General features: G+C 40.8%; 11 protein-coding genes. 9 read left to right on the top strand and 2 right to left on the bottom strand.

Translation table 11 applies throughout. The features are described 5' to 3' along the window. Positions 1-31: 31 nt before the first annotated feature. Positions 32-1,381: an extracellular solute-binding protein gene (locus IEW05_RS22110; RefSeq protein WP_188542100.1), complete on the bottom strand. Its 1,350-nt coding sequence runs from the start codon at positions 1,379-1,381 to the stop codon at positions 32-34. Between the two features lie 220 nt (positions 1,382-1,601). On the opposite strand from IEW05_RS22110, the gene IEW05_RS22105 reads away from it, so the two are divergent. The 9 genes from IEW05_RS22105 (at position 1,602) to IEW05_RS22065 (ending at position 12,262) form a co-directional block, all read left to right on the top strand. Next, positions 1,602-3,365 (top strand): sensor histidine kinase, encoded by a 1,764-nt coding sequence (locus IEW05_RS22105; protein ID WP_188542027.1) that lies wholly within the window; start codon positions 1,602-1,604, stop codon positions 3,363-3,365. 33 nt (positions 3,366-3,398) lie between these two features. After that, on the top strand, positions 3,399-4,976 hold the full coding sequence (locus IEW05_RS22100) for a response regulator (RefSeq protein ID WP_188542026.1): 1,578 nt from the start codon (positions 3,399-3,401) through the stop codon (positions 4,974-4,976). A 90-nt stretch (positions 4,977-5,066) separates the two neighbouring features. Continuing rightward, complete coding sequence (locus IEW05_RS22095) at positions 5,067-6,593, top strand: glycoside hydrolase family 31 protein (RefSeq protein WP_229753658.1); 1,527 nt, start codon at positions 5,067-5,069, stop codon at positions 6,591-6,593. A 283-nt stretch (positions 6,594-6,876) separates the two neighbouring features. Further along, positions 6,877-8,172 (top strand): ABC transporter substrate-binding protein, encoded by a 1,296-nt coding sequence (locus tag IEW05_RS22090; protein WP_188542025.1) that lies wholly within the window; start codon positions 6,877-6,879, stop codon positions 8,170-8,172. 70 nt (positions 8,173-8,242) lie between these two features. Further along, positions 8,243-9,139: a carbohydrate ABC transporter permease gene (locus IEW05_RS22085; RefSeq protein ID WP_188542024.1), complete on the top strand. Its 897-nt coding sequence runs from the start codon at positions 8,243-8,245 to the stop codon at positions 9,137-9,139. Continuing rightward, entirely contained in the window at positions 9,136-9,960 is an 825-nt protein-coding gene (locus IEW05_RS22080; RefSeq protein ID WP_188542023.1) for a carbohydrate ABC transporter permease, read from the top strand. Before IEW05_RS22085 ends, IEW05_RS22080 begins: the two co-directional genes overlap by 4 nt. A 217-nt stretch (positions 9,961-10,177) precedes the next feature. Then, positions 10,178-10,933, top strand: a complete 756-nt coding sequence (locus tag IEW05_RS22075; RefSeq protein WP_188542022.1) for an SDR family NAD(P)-dependent oxidoreductase — start codon at positions 10,178-10,180, stop codon at positions 10,931-10,933. Between the two features lie 37 nt (positions 10,934-10,970). Then, positions 10,971-11,405 carry a MarR family winged helix-turn-helix transcriptional regulator gene (locus IEW05_RS22070; RefSeq protein ID WP_188542021.1) on the top strand — a complete coding sequence of 145 codons (435 nt, stop codon included), beginning with the start codon at positions 10,971-10,973 and terminating at the stop codon, positions 11,403-11,405. 41 nt (positions 11,406-11,446) lie between these two features. Then, positions 11,447-12,262, top strand: coding sequence for an SDR family NAD(P)-dependent oxidoreductase (locus IEW05_RS22065; RefSeq protein WP_188542020.1), 816 nt, complete (start codon positions 11,447-11,449; stop codon positions 12,260-12,262). A gap of 83 nt (positions 12,263-12,345) precedes the next feature. On the opposite strand, the gene IEW05_RS22060 is transcribed toward IEW05_RS22065, so the two are convergent. Then, entirely contained in the window at positions 12,346-14,088 is a 1,743-nt protein-coding gene (locus IEW05_RS22060) for a fibronectin type III domain-containing protein (protein WP_188542019.1), read from the bottom strand. Between the last annotated feature and the right edge of the window lie 253 nt (positions 14,089-14,341).

Genomic DNA, 14,341 nt, shown 5'->3' with positions numbered 1-14,341 from the left:
CAAGTGTCCCCTTCACATCAGGTTGCTGAATCTATTTGTTATTGTCTTCGTATGCCGTTTGATGCTCTTTCGCTACTTCGCTAGCATCCTTCTTCTGCACGAACAGGTTCTGAATGCTGTTTAAGTGTACTTGCGCTGTACCTGGATTCATCGTGTTATCAAATGCCAAGTCGCCACCTTTTACTTCTTTGAACAGACCTAGTACTTCCATAGCCATATCAGAATAACCAGCCGCTTTAAAATCTCCATCTACGACTTGACCGATTCCCACCGCACCTTTAGCTTCAAAAGTTTCTTTCGGGAAGTTCAGCATGAAGTAGTTCAAGAAATCCTTTGTTTCTTGTAAATGCTCGCTATCCGCTGAAATTGCGAACGCACTACCTGGTGCTAACATAAATTCGTTTGGATCACCTTTACCGTTAATCGTCGGGAACTTAAACACGCCCACTTTTCCATTAACTGAAGAAGTTTCGATACCGCCAGTTGCCCAAGTACCCATGAAATACATAGCGGATTTTCCTGTTTTAAATAAGTTCTCTCCGGCATTATAGTCAAAGGAAGTTGCTCCCTCTTGGAAGGCTCCAGCTGCAACTAAACTTTCGAATGCATCAACTGCTTCTGTGAACGCAGGGTCTTCAAATGTTTTCTTCTTATCTACTACATCCTGCAGGAATCCAGGTCCACCATTGGTACGAAGCACCATGTTCATAAATAAGAAGGAACCTGTCCATGAATCCTTTTCACCGATCGCAATCGGAGTAATTCCTTTTGATTTCAATGTTTTTACAACTTCAAGCATTTCTTCAAAGGTTGTTGGTACCTTTACGCCTGCTTGTTCGAATAGCTCTTTGTTGTAGTAAACAACCGCGATGTTATTACCGTCTGGAACGGCATAAGTATTGCCATCAAAGCTATACCAATCTAACAATCCTTCTTGGAAAGTAGCGCCTAGACCGTTTTGGTCGAGCATGTCATTTAATGGAGCAAACAATTTAGCATCCACAAAAGGTTTCATTTGTGCTGCAGGGTTTACGATAGTGATATCCGGAACTTCTTTAGATGCAGCCTGTGTTTTCAGCTTCAGTTTTTGTTGATCCGTATTGAGCGAATCAAGCTCAATCGTAATGTTTGGATGATCTGCGTGATATTGGTCTACCAGCTTCTTCATGATTTGATTCTTAGGATCCGTTGGGTCAGGATAGATGTTCTGGAACGTAATTGTAATTTTTTTATCTGGAGTCTTCTCAGCTGGCTTATCCGTTGCATTTGCCGAACCTGAATTTGCACTACCTTTGTTATCTTTCGAGCCCGAGTTGCTACCGCAAGCCGCTAAGCTAAGCACCAATGTTGTTGCTAATGCGAGACTCACCCATTTAGACATCTTGACCAATTTTATTCCCCCCTAGTAAATGCTTAACCTTATTATGGGGGTAATCTTTTCTCCTGGGGAGGTGTGATATTAAGGAAAGAGGTTTGTTTTTTTCAGGTGCGTTAGATTGGAGGGCTAAGATTACAAATTACAGATTATAGATTACAATCTGCTGTAAATAGGCCTTATATAGTACAATGGGTTAAATATAACAGTCCATAGGAGCAAGATCATGAGAAGACCCAGATCACTAAGAAGTAAAATAAATGTGTATTTTATTACGATGCTCATCGTCATTTTGGGTATTTTCAGTCTGGCTATCACCCAATATTTCAAAGAGACGTTTCGTGAAAACGCTGTCAGTAACGGGGAGCAAATCGTTGGGCAATCCATATCCACGATGGACACTTACTTCAGCCACCTTAAGAAGATCATTCAAGTATTAGGCAGCAATGAAAATATATTAAAAGCGGTTGAATATAGAAACTCTGTCGATGAGGTCGATTACAAATATGAGTTAGGTAACAAGTGGACCGTTGAATATGCCATGCAGAATGCCATCGGTTATAACTATGACATTAAAGACATTATAATCATCGGGAAAGATGGTTCGGCTTTATATCATTCTGGGAGCTCTATCAGACAGGATTATAATTTCAGAGAACAGGATTGGTTCCGGGCAACTCAGGATGATTATGCTATCGTAAATTTCTCAGGCCTACATGCACAAGACTATTATTTCAATAAGACCGATGGGCAAACCATCTCCATGTTCATTCCTGTCAAAGACTATCGCAACGTACATAAGAACTATAACGCTACATTAATGTTTAACTTTTATGTAGATAAGATGTTTTACTCCGGAGATCTATCCTTTTCTCATGCGATCATCATCGTTGACGCTCAAGATAATATCGTCTGGGATACTTCGAATGGCTTAAATGACAAGCAAATGCAACAATTGAAACAGCAGCTGAAGGGTGATAAGGGTAGCTTCATTGTTGATCAGACAGACTCGGATACATCCCCCTACTCTGTTGTATACGATACCTCACGGATCACAGGTTGGAAGAATATCGGCCTGAAATCACTTGATGAAGTGGATCGCCACATTCATGTATTGATGATGTTCTCATTCTATTCCGTACTAGCTACCATCGCTGCCGTATTAATCTCATCGATGATCATATCGAAAAGTATAACGAAACCGATTACAAAGCTAGCTCAGAAGTTCAAAAGGATCCCTGCAGAAAGCTTGGACGTAGATTTATACGATGACAGTACCAAGGAAATTCTCATTCTATCAACCACAGCAGACAAAATGATTATGAAGCTCCATGATCTAAATCAAGAGGTTCTGCTTGAGCAAGCCAGTGCCAAGGATGCCCAAGTACGGGCATTGCAGCATCAAATCAATCCGCACTTCTTAAATAATACATTGCAGAATATTAAAGCTTTAGCATTAAGTAATGATTCACAAGCGATATCGGAAATATCAACGATTCTCGGAAAGATGTTGACCTATTCCATATACCAACCATATGAAATGGTAGAATTGCACCGAGAGATTCATCATGCGGAAAATTTTATTAAAATTCAAATGTACCGATATCCTAACATGTTCGATTATGAGGTTGTTTGTCCAGAAGAGTTATGGAGCGTGAAGGTCCCTAAATTGATCCTTCAGCCGATTGTAGAAAACGCAATCCAACATGGGATTTTAAAGAAGGGTCACGGATATATCGTTATTTCGATTCAGGAAGAATACGAGGATGTACTTATTTCAGTCATTGATAATGGAGCCGGTATTCCAACGAACAAGCAAGAGCAGCTACAACATGAACTGAGGAACAGTCGGGTTGGCAGCAAATCAAGCAGTATTGGACTTGCTAATATTCACGAACGAATTAGGATTACCTATGGAGGCAGCTATGGCATCCGTATACACTCGGAAGAAGGTAAACACACAACGATATCCATTGTGATTCCAAAATAACCTTACTAAGGTAACAAGAAGAGGGGTGCAACTATGATCAGCGCATTAATTGTAGATGATGAACTTTTAACGGTGCGGATGTTGGAGAATACCATTGATTGGAACTCGTACGGTATTCAAGTCATTGCAACTGCGCAAAGCGGAAAACAAGCCTTAGACCAGTTTCGTAATTATCAGGTTGAATTGATTATTACCGATATTAATATGCCTGGGATGAATGGAATCGAGTTCATTAGACAAGTAAGAGAAATAAACAAAGAGACACGAATTATTCTACTTAGTGGGTTCGGAGAGTTCCAATATGCTAAACAAGCAATGAAATATGGTGTATCTACTTATATTTTAAAGCCTATGGATGAGCTGGAATTAGATTTAGCTTTAAAAGAAGCTGTACATGAAATTGCGTCTAACAAAAAAACACAGAAAATGATTCAGCAAAATAAGCACATTTCCCAAAGTAGAATGATTAAAGGATTCATGAAAAAGACGGTTTCGGAGAACTCTCTTCATGGAATCGCCAGTGAACTCCAATTTCAATTTGATGAATATATATTGTTCAGTATTAACATCGAGAATGAAACCATGAAAGACTTTATGGATATGAATAACTTACTTTATTCAAAGAGTAGCTATATCCAAGAAAGTTTAAGTCACGTGTTACAAGAGTACGGAGAAATCATTATTTTGGAATACGAAGATGATAGCTGGTTTATTCTTATATCTCATATCCATGTGGACCAAGCCCCCAACTGTGCCCAAAAAATGATTCATTCATTTTTGGAAACGTTCGCAATTCCTTGTAACGTATGCTTTAGCAGTACCTATCATACTATGAATGAACTTCCCCTTGCGTATGAAGAGGTTGAGAAGCTGAAACGTCTGAGTCAATATACGAACAACGGCGGGGTTATTGGTCATGGATACAACTATGAAATTACAGCATTCGATAAACTGCAGCTAATTGAGGATGAGAAGACCATTATCTCATATATTCTAAGCGGCAAGATCGTCTCCGCTCGTGAAAAGTTAGTTGAAATCTTGCAGCATACGATTCATATGGGCCCTTCCTCATTGGATGATGTGTATGATTTTTGTTTCAACATTTTATCTGAAATTAAGAAGTATCTACTGGAAGAAAAATATATATCTTCGATATCCAACGTGATCATGAACGTGAATTATCAAGATTTACTCAAGCTTTCAACCATCGACCTACTCACGAACTTTATGGTGAAAATGATAAATAGCATCAGTACGCTGGATACAAGCGGAGATTCCAGTGTAAATAAGCTTGTGGAAAAGAGTATCCAATATTTAGAGGATCACTACAGCGAAAATATATCGCTAGAAGAAGTGTGCGAGCATGTCGCAATGAGTAAAAACTATTTCTGTTATTTGTACAAACGCGAAACCGGAAAGAGCATGTGGGTATCATTAACTGAGATTCGAATGGAAAAAGCGAGATATATGCTTGAACATACGGATATGAAGAGTTACGAGATTTCTTATAATGTCGGCTATGACAACCCCAGTTATTTCTCCAAGCTATTCAAAAAAATGCACGGGGTCACGCCGAATGAGTACAAGAACAATCCCAGCAACATAACATAGTAATATAAAACGATAATATAATTCATGTTAGAGTTCGTGGGTCGATGATAAAATGGCGATAACATACAGAATGATAAAGGAGCGAGCTTCTTGAACATCACATTTGATCTATTAACGAATGAACGCTGGTATGGAGGATATTGTCATTATGGCTGGGCACAGCCTTTGGGTGAAGAATCTGAAAGCGATATCAACATGGAGATCAATACCACGGTAAATCAGGCAATGCCATTTATGGTCTCAACAAAAGGAAGATATATTTGGTGTGAGGATGGTTTCCAGCTTCATTTCAAAAAAGGCACCCTATCCATCGACTATCACAAGAGTGAACCTATTATAAGTGCACAGCATGCTACCCTTCAAGAGGCTTATATCGATGCGCGCGCCAAACATTTCCCGTTCAAAGGGGACTCCATCGGGATGAATCTATTTACAGCGCCACAATATAATACTTGGATTGAACTTACATTCTATCAGAATCAGAAGGACGTTATGAAATATGCAGCTGATATCACGGGACATGGATTACCTAGCGGTGTTCTGATGATTGATGACGGCTGGAGCGACTATTATGGAAAATGGTCATTTAACAAAGAGAAGTTTCCTGATGCTAAGCAAATGATAGATGATTTACATACTCAAGGTTTTAAGGTAATGGCATGGATATGCCCCTTCATAACACCGGACACAACCGAATTCAGATATTTAAGAGATCATCACTTGCTTATTGAAACCAAGGATAATGATCCTTATATTTGCAAATGGTGGAATGGATACTCGGCGGTATTGGACATGTCTAATCCCGCTACGATAGAGTGGTTAGACCAACAACTCTCCATCCTAATGAATGAATATGGAGTAGATGGCTTCAAATTTGATGCAGGTGATAGTATCTTCTACAGCAATGAGATGGTCACCTATAGCCCTACCGATCCTAATACGCAATCGCGACTATGGGCAGAGTATGGGAGCAAATACGAATATAATGAGTTCCGGGTGACGTGGAAAGCTGCAGGCCTTCCTCTTATGCAGAGATTAGCGGATAAGAACCATAGTTGGGACGAGCATGGTATACAATCTCTGATTCCTAATACGCTTGTTCAGGGAATAACGGGTCATCCGTTTGTTTGTACGGATATGATTGGCGGAGGAGAATATTTAAACTTTCATCAGAACTCTCAGAACTTGGATGAGGAATTATTTGTGCGTCATGCACAAATTGCTTGTCTACTTCCCACGATGCAATTTTCTGCAGCCCCGTGGAGGGTGCTTAGCCCGGACAACTTTGAGCTTATTAAGAAAAGTGTTGAGCTCCGAAATGAATATATGCCTTTGATCCTGCAGCTAGTGGATCATGCTCGCCTTACAGGTGAACCAATAGCCAGATTGATGGATTACGTCTTTCCTAATCAAAACCTAGAGAACATAACGGATCAATTCATGCTAGGTGATCAAGTATTAGTTGCCCCTATCCTACTAAAAGGCGCAGTTGATCGATTCGTGAAGTTGCCCAAGGGAACATGGAAGGATCGGCATGGTCTATTATGGGATGGTGGAGTAACTGTTACCTTGGCTCCACTTGTGGGTGAACCGATCGTACTGGAATTGCAAGCTTAAACCATTCATCTTTAATCTGCTCACGCATTGCTTGGTAGCTAGTGACCAACCAATGCGTGGGCTTTTTTATTATGAAACAGCCGAACGTAATATAGTGCTAGAATATATTTGCATTAGCATGCCTGATCGTAATATTTCTTTAGAATCCTATATCGAATCGACCTAAAAACAATAATAATGTGATAAAAGATCACGAATATTATTGATTCATCGTCCTTAAAGAAAACGCTATCATTGGGGTGTAAGGATTAAGAATATAACAATTTATACGGAGGGGTCACACATGAAAAAGTCACTTGCGATGTTGCTTACGGCGATATTAGCCACTTCTGTAGTTTCTGGTTGCGCAAAGACAGAACCGAACCAAACTGCAGATTCCAACAATAAGCCAGCCGCAAATTCCGAGGCACAGGATGGCAAGAAGGTTAAGGTTCGCCTCATGGCCTATAACCAAGAGAGCATTAGAAAATCGTACTTGGAATTCTTGAAAGAGAAGCTTCCTAACATTGAAGTAGAGTTTCAATTTGTAGCGTTAGACCAGTTTAATAGTGTCTTAAACACACAACTTGCCTCCAAGGAAGGACCGGATCTCATTGAGACGGGTGGAGAAACAACCCTCTTAGCTTCGGCAGGATATCTGCTTGATCTTACAGATCAGGATTTTATCAGCAATTATGTAGACACAGGATTTCAGGCTTATACACTCAAAGATAAAATCTATGCCACACCTCTACAATCTTGGTTCGAAGGAATTTATTATAACAAAGCTATCTTTAAAGAAAACGGCTTAACCCCACCGCAAACATTTGATGAATGGATGCAAATCCATAAAACGCTGAAAGATAAAGGGATTAAACCACAATCGATGGGAGCCGCATCCTGGGAACCTATGATGAAACAATCCATGGGTATGGTGCTTAATGAGTTTTATTCCAAGCAAGAGAGCAAAGGCTTTGACGACAAGTTTAATGCTGGTGAAGTGTTACTCGCGGACAACTGGAGTAAGGCACTCACAGAGTGGAAGAAGATTATCGATCAAGGATATTTGGATTCGAAAATGCTAGGGATGGATTACGATCAAGCGCTAGACGAGTTTGCAACCGGTAAATCAGCTATGTGGCAATCCGGACCTTGGGCATTAGAAACCATCAAACAAAAAAATCCAGATCTTGAACTAGGCATGTTCCCGTTCCCTGGTGTTGAAAAAGGAACAGGTTGGATGATTGGTGGACCAGGCAGTGCATTAGCAATCAACAAAGATTCTAAAAATGTGGAAGCTGCACTAGAAGTACTTCGAGTTACTGCTACCCCTGAAGCTCAACAAGCTCTGATCGCAGATAACGTAGGTAGCTCCTTCGTTAAAGGTGTTGAAGTGGATTTAGGTGAAGAATTTGCTGACTCTTCAGCTGCCTTCGAAGCAGGTCATGTATATGGACCTTGGTTGTACTGGCTCGGGGGAAATCCAATCGTAGAAAGCTATGGTAAAGCTCTGCAAGAAGTGCTCTCTGGCATGAAAACTACAGATCAAGCATTACAAGATGCCGATCAAACAGCAAAGACAATCAGAGATTCAATGTAAAGCAGAAGATTAGATATATAGGAGGAATGGGGGCTATTTCAGCCCCCTTCTGCATAGGGGAGGAACATATATGAAACCGGAATTCACGAAGACCCTGCGGAATAATTACGTGTATTTACTGATGATTGCACCAGCACTTATTGGATTTAGCATCTTTTTTATTTTGCCGACACTGATGAACTTTGGATACAGTTTAACGAACTGGTCTGTATATAAACCTAACTATAGCTTCATTGGCCTTAAGAATTTTGTTGGATTATTCCATGACGTTCAGACGACGGCTGCCGTCAAGAATTCATTTATTTATGCAATTGTTATGACCATTTTACAAAATATATTAGCTATCCCCTTGGCAGTTGCTCTATCGTTAAAGCTCAAGTCGGCTAATTTATTGAAAACCGTGTTTTTTGCTCCAGCGATTCTGAGCGTATTAATTGTAGGTTATCTATGGTCTTTCATTATGACTTCTGCTGATCATGGTCTGTTGAATCAACTTGTACAGTTGTTCGGACTTCAACCGATCAATTGGCTTGGCAATCCCAAGCTTGCATTGTTCTCCGTCTTGTTCACACAATTATGGCAATGGACTGGATGGGCCATGGTTATTTATTTGGCGAATATCCAAAGTATTGATGAATCCTTATACGAAGCGGCGAAAATCGATGGAGCGAATGCTAGGCACCGATTTTTTAGAGTCACGCTCCCCCTACTCTACCCTTCCGTTTCTTTTAACGTTCTGATGAGTATGATCGGCGGATTAAAAGTATTTGATATTATCTTCTCCATGACTTCAGGCGGTCCAGGATATGCGACTGAAACCATTACAACCATGTTGATTCGAAGAGGATTCACTGAAGGAAGAACAGCATATGCTGCTGCATTCGGCGTGATTTTCTTTCTACTGGTATTAATAGTTTCCAAAGCTATCACATGGAGCTTTAATAAATGGGAGGAGAAAATATCATGAACAAACGCAGCCTGATCCTACTAGAAGTTGTGTTGATTATTCTGGCCGTCATCATGCTAATCCCAATCTATTATCTGCTTGTCACAACATTCAAGACACCAGCGGAGGCCGCCCTGAGCCCGATGGGATTGCCAAAAGTCTTTATGCTGGATAACTATATAAAGGCTTTTACCGCAATGAATTATCCGCGAGCACTTCTAAACAACGTTATTGTTAATGTGAGTTCTGTATCCCTACTCGTAGCCTTTTCATCGATGGCTGCCTATGTCATTGCCCGCAGACCAGAAAAAATGTATAAACGAATTTATGGAATATTCATGATTGGACTCATGGTTCCCTTTCAGATTTCATTAATTCCGTTGTATAAGGTCGTGTCTGGTTTAGGTGTCATGAATTCCTTAGTAGGTGTTATATTAGTCAGTGTCTTCTGCATAAATATGTCGTTCTCTATATTTCTGTTTAAGGGCTTTATTAACACCATCCCATTTGAGCTGGAAGAAGCAGCTGCTATAGACGGGTGTCGCAAGCTACGTATCTATTGGGTCATTGTATTCCCACTACTAAAGCCAATCATTGCAACGGTGTGTATTCTAAATGCACTAGCGGTCTGGAATGACTTTATGACCCCTCTTCTATTTCTGCAAAGTCCTTCCAAGGCGGTGATTCTGCTCGAGGTATACAAAAACGTAGGACCGTTCTCTACCGACTGGACCGCTTTTTTCCCAATGATGGTTCTCGGTGTTACTCCAATGGTCATATTCTACTTATTTATGCAAAGGTTCATTATTAACGGAGTCGTTGCCGGTTCGGTAAAAGGATAAGTTTGAAAGATACTCAAGTAAAGCCAAGATCAATAGAGATCTTGGCTTTTTTTGACTTCACTTATTGCATTTTGAATTGTAATGATCGGTAAATTATGTGAGTGACTCAGAAGTACTACTAGACAACGAATGCTCCTTTATAAGTATTGTTAAATTTTAAGTATTTTAATATTAAATATTATTGTGTTAAAATAATTCTAGAAGGAGATGTTACTTAATGAATAGACTGGATGGAAAAGTTGCAATTATTACAGGCGGAGCATCGGGAATAGGTAAAGGAATGGCCATGGCTTTTGTTAAAGAGGGAGCCAAAGTGGTCATTGTGGATCTTAACGAAGAAGTTGGTCTACAATCCATTCAAGAATTGCAGATATACCAACCGGAATCTATTTTCATACAAGCTAATCTTGCAGATCATAATAAACTACAGGGAATTATACAACAGGCCATCGACACCTTTGGTAAGTTGGATATTCTAGTTAATAACGCTCATGCGTCAAGAATGAAATCATTTGATCAAATTACACAAGAAGACTTCGACTTATCTTTCAACACAGGTTTCTACCCAACCTTCTACCTTATGCAGGCGGCATTGCCCTATTTAAAAGAGACGAAAGGTAAAATCATTAATTTCTCTTCGGGCGCAGGACTGAATGGCGATGTAGGTCAAGCAACATATGCTGCTGCGAAAGAAGCCATTCGTGCCATAACACGTGTAGCAGCTAATGAATTTGGACCGTTTGGAATCAACGTTAATTTGATTTCTCCTATTGCCAATTCTCCAGGCGTTCAAAAGTGGGCAGAAGAAGAACCTGAATACTATAGAACCATGCTATCCAAGATTCCACTTGGACGTTTGGGTGAACTAGAAAGTGATATTGGACGTGTAGCGGTCTTCTTGGCAAGTGAGGATTCAGACTACATTACAGGACAGACAATTATGGTTGATGGCGGTGCCATTAAACTTAGATAGTATGGCGTATTATTTTTACCATATAGGAGGTTAATTCTTGGAACAAACTGATATTTTCAGACTGATCCATACGGTTGAATTATTTACGAATGAAGTGATCATTCAATGGATGAACTCCTTTGAGCACAACATTGGAATTTCTCCAGTTATCGTCTTATCCGAATTGAAACATAAGGGTCCACAGAAACAAACCATGTTAGCCAAGAAACTGGGATATACCCCAGGAGCAATGACTCATATTTCAAATCGGCTTATTCGTTTAGGCTTTGCCGAACGGCAATACAACACAGACGATCGTCGAAACGTGCTCCTTGCCATCACTGACAAAGGTCTGGAAGTTCTGAAAGAAGCACAGCAAAAAGGTCAGGAATTAAGAGTCAGACTATTTCAGACACTTACTGAGGAAGAAGTACATCAGTATCTAAAAATCCACGAAAAATTATTAGCTAATATTAATGATCGTAACGAATAGATAGCTCATTTAAATCTACAACTAACAAAGGAGATTACATCATGAATCGAGTACAAGGTAAAGTCGCTTTAGTAACAGGAGGAGCCTCCGGTATAGGATTGTCAGCTGCTACTTTATTGGCCAAAGAAGGCGCTAAGGTTGTCATTGCGGACTTTAATACGGATGCTGCAAAAGAAGCGGCAGCGCACATTACAAGCCAAGGCGGGGAAGCGGTTGGCTTATTCTTGGATGCATCGAAAGAGGATTCGATCAAGGCAGCGGTAGATTTTACAGTTGCGCAATACGGTACGGTTACGGTTTTATTTAACAATGTAGGCTTAACCAATTTGCAAAAAGACCTTGATGTAGTAAATATAGATTTGGACGAATGGGATCGTCTGATGAATGTAAATACCAAGAGTGTCCTAGTAGGTAGCCGTTATGCAATACCACATATGATTAAAGCCGGCGGAGGATCTATTATTAATACGGCATCGATGTCGGCGTTTGCAGGAGATACCCTACGTTCTGCTTACGGCGCTTCCAAAGCAGCGGTTGTGAATCTTACTAGATATATTGCTGCTCAGTACGGTAAGGATAAGATTCGTTGCAATGGTGTTGCCCCCGGCCTGATCTTAACTCCAGCAGCTAAGCGAAATATGCCGCAGGAGGTATTGGATATATTCATGAAATTCAATGCTTTACCTTATCATGGTGAAGCCGATGATATCGGAAACACGGTCCTATTCCTGGCTTCTGATGAATCCAAATTCATCACAGGACAAACCATCCAGGTTGAAGGCGGCCATTATATAGCTAACCCAAGTATCGCTGATTTCAGTCAATATATGGCGCAAGCTCAGGCAGGATCTAAATAAGCCACGCCATTAAAGTCATTCGCAAAAAAGGGTGTCCCAAGCCATGTTCACGGTCTTAGGACACCCTTTTCTCTTCGCCTAACTTAAGGCATCGTTGTTAAGAATGCTTTTATCGTATTAGCCAGATTATAATTGCTTGTCTTATCCCAGTTAATAGACCATGTCATAGCACCGCGAATATCCGGGTATTTCGCAACAGGTTTATATGTTCCACAGTTACTACCCGTTGCCAAGCACTTCAATGCATCATTTACAACACTAGGTGCAACATAACCTCCGCCGGCTGCAGAAGGAACGGCGGGAACACCGATTCCAAATTGAGAAGGTTCAATCCATTGCAGCGTCAAATCGGAAAGAGCCGTGAGGAAATTAATCGTGCCTTGGGAATAACATTGTCCGTCACGACCTAACATACAGCCTGAGTTGTAGTACTGAACATTCACAACCGTTGTGATGTCCTTCAAATTATTATACAGCTGAATATAAGAGGTATTTGAACTTTGCATGTCAATCGTTTGAGGAGCCATAGTCAGGATGAAGTTCGGGCCAAATTGTTGCTGTATCTGACGAACCGCTGATGTTAAATTCGCTACATTCATGCCGCTCTCCAGATCGATATCAATACCATCTAATCCAAACTGATTAATGAGACCTGTCATACTGGTAACAAAATTGGATACATTCGGAGTTGCGCTGCCCAGGTTAATATTACCTTCAGCCCCCCCGATGGAAAGAATAACTTTCTTGCCTTGCGCTCGCTTCGCCTGGATATCACTAATCAAATCAGCATTACTATATCCGCCAAGCGCAGTAGATAATTTAGAATCAACATTAAAGGTAACGCCACCTGGTTTCGTTAGATCCATATCAGCAAAGGACAGGACAATAATATCGTATTGGCTTGGGATGTCGCTTACTTTTATGTTAGACGAGTTATTAATGAAGTTATGCCAGTATCCAGTAAGAACGTGCTTCGGTAAGTTCCCGCCACCGCCCGTAGTTGTTCCACTGACAGCTGTACTTGCAGCGGAAACATTGCCGGCAGCATCCTTGGCTACAACCGTAAAGGAGTAAGTTGTACTAGCTGCAAGCCCCGTGATGGTAGCTGTTGTACCCGTTACCGTAAGTGCTAACGTCGAGCCTTGATAGACGTTATATCCGGTGACTGCAACATTATCCGTTGACGCGGTCCAAGATAATGAAATACTGGAAGAAGTCGTTGAGCTTACAGTAACATTAGTAGGAACCGTTGGAGGTAGTAAATCACCTCCCGAAATAGGGTCTGTGGTTACGCTAATTTGATTGCTATAGCCGGATATGTTACCTGCAGCATCCTTGGCAGTAACCTTATACGTATAGGTCGTGTTAGCACTAAGCCCTGAATTTGTATAGTTGAGTGTGCTTCCTGAGACAGTCCCTAGCAGGGTCGTTCCTTGATACACATCGTAACCTGTAACTCCGACATTATCGGTCGATGCATCCCAAGCCAAGCTCACGCTAGATGTTGTAGTACCCGTTGCATGCAAATTAGTAGGCGCGGAAGGTGGCAAGATATCATTACCCCCTCCCCCTTGGACTAGCACCCAGAGCGCAGGTACATTCGGCGGCTCCCAGCCAAGAAGAGAGGTGTGAGGCTGAATATCTTTATACGTATTCCCACCATACGTAACCGTATCATTTAAAGCATATGATACATTTGGTGCCCAGGCACCTCGATCCGCTGCAAAAGCCATAGATGGTAGCATACCTAAGAAAACAGCAATAACAATCACAAGCGGAAGTGTCCTTTTGAACCCTCTAACTCTTCTAATTAAAGCTCTTCTCATACCATCGCCTCCTACAATTTTTTCTTACAGTTTCATAGGGCTAGCCAGCAATCACACCTCCCATTCAAAATGCAAGAGTAAGTAGAACCGAAGTAGGTAACAGGCAGTGTCTTAGAAAGGTATATTCATATGCAGCGGCATAGGAGTATCTTGGGAAGGCAAAAAAATGGTAGCGTTTACATAGTTCGAGATAAATCAGAGGATGTACTTGTCTTATACAATCACATATTTCATATTTCCATTGTAATTAATT

Source organism: Paenibacillus segetis (assembly GCF_014639155.1).
GTDB lineage: Bacteria > Bacillota > Bacilli > Paenibacillales > Paenibacillaceae > Fontibacillus > Fontibacillus segetis.
Note: the sequence above shows the minus strand (reverse complement) of the source record. Positions and strands in the feature narration are given on the sequence as shown.

Excerpts from the sequence above, each read along its gene's own strand:
- IEW05_RS22090 (WP_188542025.1), top strand. The coding sequence starts at position 6,877 with ATGAAAAAGTCACTTGCGATGTTGCTTACGGCGATATTAGCCACTTCT.
- IEW05_RS22060 (WP_188542019.1), bottom strand. The coding sequence starts at position 14,088 with ATGAGAAGAGCTTTAATTAGAAGAGTTAGAGGGTTCAAAAGGACACTT.
- IEW05_RS22075 (WP_188542022.1), top strand. The coding sequence starts at position 10,178 with ATGAATAGACTGGATGGAAAAGTTGCAATTATTACAGGCGGAGCATCG.
- IEW05_RS22110 (WP_188542100.1), bottom strand. The coding sequence starts at position 1,381 with ATGTCTAAATGGGTGAGTCTCGCATTAGCAACAACATTGGTGCTTAGC.
- IEW05_RS22065 (WP_188542020.1), top strand. The coding sequence starts at position 11,447 with ATGAATCGAGTACAAGGTAAAGTCGCTTTAGTAACAGGAGGAGCCTCC.
- IEW05_RS22080 (WP_188542023.1), top strand. The coding sequence starts at position 9,136 with ATGAACAAACGCAGCCTGATCCTACTAGAAGTTGTGTTGATTATTCTG.
- IEW05_RS22085 (WP_188542024.1), top strand. The coding sequence starts at position 8,243 with ATGAAACCGGAATTCACGAAGACCCTGCGGAATAATTACGTGTATTTA.
- IEW05_RS22100 (WP_188542026.1), top strand. The coding sequence starts at position 3,399 with ATGATCAGCGCATTAATTGTAGATGATGAACTTTTAACGGTGCGGATG.
- IEW05_RS22105 (WP_188542027.1), top strand. The coding sequence starts at position 1,602 with ATGAGAAGACCCAGATCACTAAGAAGTAAAATAAATGTGTATTTTATT.